Source organism: Cyclobacterium sp. L-R (assembly GCF_056859355.1).
The window spans coordinates 144,946-152,311 of record NZ_JBSXOH010000071.1 but is presented as its reverse complement, the minus strand read 5'-3'; the positions used below and the strand labels follow the sequence as shown (position 1 = coordinate 152,311).

Sequence of the window (7,366 nt, the reverse complement as noted above, 5' to 3'; positions counted from 1 at the left end):
CTCAAAAATAAAGGACAAGTTTTAACCCGAAATATGCAGTAGACATTCTATTACGTGCTGAAATCGCTTTAAAATCAGCCACTTCGTTGCTGTTTTCAATTTCACCATAGCGGTGCTATGCTAAAATCTCCAAACAGTCTGTTTTCTTGCGATTGCAACACTTCCCGTAAACACGGGACAGGCTATTACGAATCCTATTACATAATCCGGGTTTAACAGACAAGACATATTAGTGATTTAGGAAGGTGTAGCAGCAGGCTACTCCTGGAGCTTATCTAAAGATAGGAGCAGGGGTAAAGCAGTAGGAATTTTTATACCTTGAAAAAGGTATTATCATTTTAATTTTATCACACATACTAAAAAGCAAATCAATTTATTGTTTCCATTGTAATTACCAGGTGTTTATTGTCCGGACTTAAAGCTATTCTGCTGATGTTTTTGTACTCTGGAATGTTTAAGGTAGCAATTTTTTTCCAGTCTGTTCCTTTACTTATGTTTTTGAGAAAAATGGAATTTTCACGGGCCATTAAGATATTGTTTTTATCCAGCCAATAAAAATCCTCTGCATTTCCAAGTGCCAAGCCAAGTGTGGTAGTTTTTCTGCTTTTAACATCAAAAGCTTTTAATTCATAAGTCTCTCTCCCATCTGAAACGATATTAGCACCTTTATCCAGGTAAGCTATTTCATCTGTGCCTGGGCGTGACTTTATACATCTTCCTGTGTTTTGTGCGATTTCATGTATATCTTCTCTGCTGTAAGGATAAACCAACTTATTTGGTGTGCCTATTACATATAGAGCTGCAGTGTCTTCCATCCACCCATAATAGCCTACAGGTTGTATGTCATCATAGAGCAATTCTGGTTCCCCGAAATTAATTGGGTATAGCCATAAGCGCTGAACAGAGTCTTTTTCTACCCTTACTGCTGAGATGTACTGCCCGCAATTTGTAAGAGATGGAGAGAATTCACCTAAATTGGGAGTTCTGGTCATATTGGTGAATTTCTGACTATTAATATTGTACATTATAATGTCAAAATTACCGGATTTGTCTGCTGAGGTAAATACCAATTGGTTTTTATTAATAAAATTAGGTTGCTTGTCGTAATATTTCCCTTTTGTAATCTTTTTAAAGGATTCTGGGTAAATAGTAAAGCCAAATACGCTTTTTTTTGTTTTAATTATAAAAAGATCCGAAGATTTCTGGGCTTTTACATTACTTACCATTAGGAGGATTAAAATAGCAATAAATAGCCAATGAGTTTGATTAGGTCTGTTGCTTAGTTTCAATTTAAACATGTTTTTGGGAGCTCAATTTATAGTCTAAGGTACAAAATGCTAGATGAATTCATTACACTATTTAGCATAATTCCTAACTTCCTGTTAAGGTATATATGAGGCGTTGCTTTTTAACCCGAAATATGCAATAGACATTCAATTAGGTGCTGAAATCGCTTTAAAATCAGCCACTTCGTTGCTGTTTACAATTTCACCATAGCGGTGCTATGCTAAAATCTCTAAACAGCCTGATTTTCTTGCCATTGCAACACTCATCAAGAATCCTATTACATAATCCGGGTTTAAAACTTCTATTTTTTACAATACTGTTCATAAGTGAACAATATTTGTACTTTAATCGTACACTTCTTTGTTCTAAATAGGCCTATACTGGCTCCATTGGCCTATTTAATAACTGGCATTCTATTCGTATATTCAGTGTTATGAAAGTTAACCATTCAGGTGTATTGGAATTGATGGTATGGCTGCTTGCACTTATTGGCTTGTATGCCTTTGGCGGTGCTTCTGCACATACTTTTAGTCTATGCCCATTGGATAATTTTGGTTTGACCTGGTGCCCCGGGTGCGGAATTGGTCGCTCCATGCATTATTTTATGATGGGTGATTTCAGTAATTCACTTACTTACCACCCCTTGGGATGGTTTGGGGTATCGGTTATCTTGTTTAGAATTTATGAATTAATTAAACTAAAAATAAAATTATGGCAAATGTATTAAGACACCTTCCGGAACTTGAAGGAATGGAATTGGGCTATATCCAAGGAATATTGAAGGATATGAATGAGGAGCAAGCAAGTTTATTTGCTCAGGTATATCGCGCCAGAAGGAAGGACAGTCAAATGATTTTAATATTGACTTTGATTGGCTTTTTTGGATTCGCAGGTTTACACAGATTTATTTTAGGACAGGTTGGACTTGGGATTCTTTATATGTTGACTCTAGGTCTGTGTTTTATAGGGACAATTGTAGATCTTGTTAATTATAAAAGTTTGACCTACGAATACAATATAAAAATGGCTCATGAAACCCTTTCTTTACTTGCTTTGAGCGATGATATTAAAACTAAGAAAGATGAATAGGTATCCAATATTGTTTTTATTTGTGCTGGTTGGTTTCTCTGGACTTCAATCTGGATGTAATCCAGTTCCAATGAATACCATAACAGATATGGAGGATTCCTATGATGGAATAACTAAAATCAACCTAAATGGAGGAGCTCTTGAGGTTAGCTATACAGGCAAAGAGGATATGGAGAATGTGACCATAGATGCTTTTGTAGAGGCCAGTGATATGGACATGGAAGGTGTACTTGTAAAGCAGGTAGGAGATGAATTGAATGTGAGCTTTGAATCAGGGAATAATGGGTCCTTTTTTTCCTCTCTAAATATTGAAGGTTACATAAGTCTATCCGGACCTATAGATATGGCTTTAAATATTCATAATTCTTCAGGAACAATGGAAGTATCTAATGTTAACAATGATGAAATTGTATTGAAAGGTAGTTCTGGAAAAGTAGAAGGAAAGGACCTTGCTTCCCCAAATTTAAGTGTTAAAATTTCCTCAGGTAAACTAGAATTGGAGAATATTGAAGGTAGCCTGAATATGGAAGTGTCCTCGGGTATGGGAACCCTGAAAGGCATGAAAGGTGATGTTAAATTTAGTGGGTCTAGTGGTTATGTAAGTTTTTCAGATGTAGATGGTCTGATTTCAGGTGGCATGTCCTCTGGAAAAGCAGATTTGAAGAGGATAAATCAATTGGGAGAAATCAGTCTTTCTTCAGGAATGTTAGATGCTAGCCAATGTGGACTTGGTCCGGAAACCAAACTTTCTGTATCTTCAGGTTATATGAAAGTGAATACCACTTCTTCTCTTAGTAATTTCAACTTCGACTTTAATGTAGGTAGTGGTAGACTGGAAATAGGAAACGAATCCAGTAGTGAAGATTTGTATATAAATAATGATGCAGCGGTAACCGTCAAAGGCCGTATACAATCAGGAAAGATGGTGATTAGTGAATAAACAATTATTGCTCACAATGGATTTGTGTATTTAAACTCTATTGTGAGCAAATTTTTAAAAGTTTTAATTGGTAAAAGGGGATTTTACCAATCCTTTGTGACTACGAATTTCCCCAAAAAAAAAAGGATTTTTAAGCCATTTTTTATATTAAAGTAAGGTGTCCGGATCCACTGTTAGGTAGTAATTTCCGCAGGAAATATTTTGAACATAATTGGGTATAAACAAAAAAAAGCAACCTTTAAGGTTGCTTTTCACTACTGATGTCAATGTTATGTTATGCGTTAACTACCTTCACATTCACTGCATTCAGACCTTTTCTTCCTTCTTTAAGGTCGAAGGATACATCATCGTCTTCTCTGATTTCGTCAATAAGTCCAGAGACATGCACAAAATACTCTTTTGATGATTCATCATCGATAATAAAACCGAATCCTTTAGACTCATTAAAAAATTTAACTTTTCCTGTGTTCATAATAATATTAATTGATTGTATTTACTGGGGTAAAGATAAGGAATCTTTTGGCAAAAAAAACTCTTGAATAAATTTATTTTCAGGAATTAAAAGATTACATAAAATACTGTGGCCACACATTGGACAAAAACAGTACGATTCACCCGTTTAATAGGATTATTATTTCATTAATTTTACTCCCTCATTTAGGCATTTTTGCACCTCTTCTTCAGGCCAAATTCCAGATTGTACTTCACCTATATGTTTTTTGCGAAGCAGAAACATGCAAGTTCTGGACTGACCTATTCCACCACCTATACTTTGAGGTAATTCACCATTCAGTAATTTTTTGTGGAAGAATAAATTTCTTCGTTTTTCTTCACCAGCCATTTTCAACTGTCTTTCAAGGGTCTCTGCATTTACTCTAATTCCCATTGAGGAGAGTTCGAATGAGTTTTCAAGAAGTGGGTTCCAAACCAAAATGTCGCCATTCAATCCTTTGTGTCCTTCTGAATTATAGCTACTCCAGTCATCATAATCAGGTGCACGACCATCATGTTTTTCACCATTGCTTAATTCATCTCCAATGCCAATTAGAAAGACTGCACCGTGGGCCTTACAGGCTTGGTACTCCCTTTGTTTAGGCGTTAAATCGGGGAATTCTTGTAGCAATTCTTCCGCTTGAATGAACTTTATTTTTTCTGGTAAAATAGGGCTTATCTGTGGAAAAAGAGAACAAACATTACTTTCCATTTCCTGAAAAATACCATATATATTTTCCACAACCTCCTTTAGGTATTCTAGTTTACGGTCGGAATCGTTTATTTTTTGCTCCCAATCCCATTGGTCTACATACAAGGAATGTTGTGGTGAATAATCTTCATCAGGTCTCAAAGCCCTCATGTCAGTAATTATACCTTCACGGTCTACAGTCTCAAGTTCTGCTAGTTGCCACCTTTTCCATTTGGCAAGTGATTGCACCACTACTGCAGGTGCATCTGCTTGATTTTTTATGGGGAATTTTACCGGACGTTCTATTCCGCTAAGGTCATCATTAATTCCTGTGCCATCCATAATCACTAGGGGACAAGACACCTTGAAAAGATTCAACCTCTGAGACATCATCTCAGGAAATTTTGTTTTAATGAGGTCTATAGCTTTTTCTGTCTCCCTCCTGTTTAATAAGCAATTGTATTTCAGCTCACTAGTTGACACCATTTTTATATATTTACTATGATCACTATTTGTCATTCTTCTGGAAATCGGCCCCAATATTAAGGAAAAGAATTGATTCAAGAAAATATTAGGGACTAAAGCCAGATTTAAGGTAAAAAATTGATGTATACTGGTTTGTGTATAGCTGTTTGTATGTCAGTTTGTTGTAGCTCCCCAGTTTCAATGTTCCTTTTGAAAACTACTATTGTGTTTGAATTCTGATTACCAGCCAAAAGGTGTTTTCCGTCTAGCGTGATGTTGAAATTTCGCGGTGCTTCTCCCCCAGAGGAAATTGTCTGCACATGCTTCAAATCACCAATGTCTATTATTTTAAAGGCAATGATTTCATTGGCTTCACCACGATTGGATGCATACACGAATTTTTGATCAGGACTAATTCGCACTTCTGCAGCCCCGACTTTTCCTTCGAAATTCTCTTTCGTTAATTTATGCGTTGATAAATGAATTAATTCCCCATCATTATAGCTATAAACCCCAATTTCAGCAGATATCTCATGAATCAAATAAAGCCTGTCTCCGACAGCATTGAAGACCATATGACGTGGCCCTGCCCCAGGGGCTACTTTTAATCTAAAAGCGGGATTGGTATTTAGAGGCTTCTCCTGATTATTATCAAAATCATAAACAACTACTTCATCTGTTCCTAAGTCAGCTATCAAAAGCCGGCCATCCTTAGGGTGGAATATAGCTGAATGCACATGAGATTGCTTTTGCCGATTGGGAACTACACTGCCTCCCTCGTGGGCAAGTACTTGAACAGCTGGTTTTAGTTGTCCATTTTCGTCGGTAGGGATAACAGTGAAGTCACCTGAAGAGTAATTGGCCGCTATAATAAACTTTTCACTTGGGTCTAAAGTAATGTAACACGGTGATTGTCCCTCTGCGCTTACTGTATTTAGTTTTGTCAGTTCATCATCTATTAAGCTAAAGGAACTTACTTTTCCGCCATTTTCTCCACCAGTTTCTTCTACAGCATAAACAAGGTTTTGAGCTTGATTTGCTATGACAAAAGAAGGGTTGTCTGGTTCAGAGGCAGTAGAAAGGGTGTTGATTTTTCCTGAATCTGTGTCAAACTCCATAAGGTGAATGCCCTGTTCCGGAGAGTTAGTATAGGTGCCAAGTAAAAACCTATGCTTAAGAGGGGTTTCTTTTGCTTTCATTTCCACTTTTTCTTTAGAGGCTGTACCACAAGCAAGGCACAATATCAATAAACTAATATTAAATAGATTTTTCATTTTCTTTTTTGTCTTCGATTTCGTCAATTCCACTTGCCAATCCGTGTGTTTTTGGGTGGTATTTGCCTTTAAGGTCATCTACCTTTGATTTGGACCAAAGCTTTACCCCAGAAAAATAGGAAGCCCTACCAATCATATGGGCGCCAACTGGTGCCGTTAACAATATAAAAGTGATGATGGCCAACACTCTTGAGGTAATTCCAATTTCATTGAAATAGATTGCAGCTGAAATTAATAACAAACCAATTCCTAAAGTAGCCGCTTTAGTGGTTACCGAAATCCGCAAATAAAGATCAGGCATTCTGATTAGTCCAACGGCTGCAAGTAGTATGAAAAGAGCTCCCAGAGAACTCAAAAATAGGATCAGGTATTCATTCATTTTTCTCTCTTTTATCTAAATAATAAGAAAATGCAACGGTGCCTAAAAAGGCGATCAAGGCCATGATCATGGCAATGTCTAGAAAGGCTGGCTGATCAGTATAAATACTGTAAATAGTAATTATTCCAATCCCCGTGGTAAGCAATAGATCAAGTGCTACAACCCTGTCAGAAAGTGTAGGGCCAATGAGGAACCTGATAAATATTAGCAAGGTGGAAATGGCCAGTACAGGTAGTATTATATAATATAGGAAGTCGTATACACTCATCTCAAAATCTCCAAAAGTTTACGTTCAAATCCATTCTTAATATCAGCAATAAATGCTTCTTTATTTTTCACGTACATGGCATGTACATATAGTACTTTTCTATCGTCAGAAACATCCAAGCTTAAAGTACCAGGAGTTAGGGTTATTAGATTGGCCAACAAGGTGATCTCTACATCCGTCTTGGCATCCAAAGGAATCTTTACTATCCCCGGTTTCATAAAATAGCTGGGTGTACTCACATCATAGGCTACCTGTAAATTGGCTTTGATCAATTCATACAGGAAGAAGAAGATAAAGGCTATAAGCTTTGGTCCTCTTGAGAGGTATCTATTGTTTTGTTCATCTCTGGATATGAGCCACAGTAGAAAAAAGCTCAATGTGAAACCAAAGACGAAATTCACAAAGGAGAATGTACCTGTTACTGCCAGCCAGATAAAGGAAAGCAATAGGTTACTAAGAAACCTGGTTTTTATCATTTTTC

The 7,366-nt window shown here is 36.7% G+C and carries 10 protein-coding genes; 3 read left to right on the top strand and 7 right to left on the bottom strand.

Annotated elements, in window-relative coordinates; all coding sequences use genetic code 11:
• Window positions 1-368: 368 nt before the first annotated feature.
• Window positions 369-1,298: a TolB-like translocation protein gene (locus AC13EX_RS11525; RefSeq protein ID WP_482892789.1), complete on the bottom strand. Its 930-nt coding sequence runs from the start codon at window positions 1,296-1,298 to the stop codon at window positions 369-371.
• Between the two features lie 422 nt (window positions 1,299-1,720).
• On the opposite strand from AC13EX_RS11525, the gene AC13EX_RS11520 reads away from it, so the two are divergent.
• Genes AC13EX_RS11520 through AC13EX_RS11510 form a run of 3 tightly spaced genes read left to right on the top strand, consistent with a single transcriptional unit; the run spans window position 1,721 to window position 3,316 of the window.
• Window positions 1,721-2,014, top strand: coding sequence for a DUF2752 domain-containing protein (locus AC13EX_RS11520; protein WP_048642455.1), 294 nt, complete (start codon window positions 1,721-1,723; stop codon window positions 2,012-2,014).
• Window positions 1,999-2,376, top strand: coding sequence for a TM2 domain-containing protein (locus AC13EX_RS11515; protein ID WP_482892788.1), 378 nt, complete (start codon window positions 1,999-2,001; stop codon window positions 2,374-2,376). The genes AC13EX_RS11520 and AC13EX_RS11515 overlap by 16 nt, the downstream gene beginning before the upstream one ends.
• A complete protein-coding gene (locus AC13EX_RS11510) occupies window positions 2,369-3,316 on the top strand; it encodes a DUF4097 family beta strand repeat-containing protein (protein WP_482892787.1) in 948 nt (315 codons plus the stop codon). Before AC13EX_RS11515 ends, AC13EX_RS11510 begins: the two co-directional genes overlap by 8 nt.
• Before the next feature lie 274 nt (window positions 3,317-3,590).
• On the opposite strand, the gene AC13EX_RS11505 is transcribed toward AC13EX_RS11510, so the two are convergent.
• The 6 genes from AC13EX_RS11505 to AC13EX_RS11480 all read right to left on the bottom strand — a co-directional run bounded on the left by AC13EX_RS11505 (window position 3,591) and on the right by AC13EX_RS11480 (window position 7,361).
• Complete coding sequence (locus AC13EX_RS11505; protein ID WP_014020889.1) at window positions 3,591-3,788, bottom strand: cold-shock protein; 198 nt, start codon at window positions 3,786-3,788, stop codon at window positions 3,591-3,593.
• Between the two features lie 159 nt (window positions 3,789-3,947).
• Window positions 3,948-4,985 (bottom strand): aspartate--ammonia ligase, encoded by a 1,038-nt coding sequence (asnA, locus tag AC13EX_RS11500; RefSeq protein ID WP_048644527.1) that lies wholly within the window; start codon window positions 4,983-4,985, stop codon window positions 3,948-3,950.
• Window positions 4,986-5,089: 104 nt separating this feature from the next.
• Complete coding sequence (locus AC13EX_RS11495; RefSeq protein ID WP_482892786.1) at window positions 5,090-6,238, bottom strand: lactonase family protein; 1,149 nt, start codon at window positions 6,236-6,238, stop codon at window positions 5,090-5,092.
• A complete protein-coding gene (gene mnhG / locus AC13EX_RS11490; protein WP_339712721.1) occupies window positions 6,222-6,617 on the bottom strand; it encodes a monovalent cation/H(+) antiporter subunit G in 396 nt (131 codons plus the stop codon). Before mnhG ends, AC13EX_RS11495 begins: the two co-directional genes overlap by 17 nt.
• On the bottom strand, window positions 6,610-6,885 hold the full coding sequence (locus tag AC13EX_RS11485; RefSeq protein ID WP_020891431.1) for a cation:proton antiporter: 276 nt from the start codon (window positions 6,883-6,885) through the stop codon (window positions 6,610-6,612). Before AC13EX_RS11485 ends, mnhG begins: the two co-directional genes overlap by 8 nt.
• A complete protein-coding gene (locus tag AC13EX_RS11480) occupies window positions 6,882-7,361 on the bottom strand; it encodes a Na+/H+ antiporter subunit E (RefSeq protein ID WP_205749765.1) in 480 nt (159 codons plus the stop codon). Before AC13EX_RS11480 ends, AC13EX_RS11485 begins: the two co-directional genes overlap by 4 nt.
• Between the last annotated feature and the right edge of the window lie 5 nt (window positions 7,362-7,366).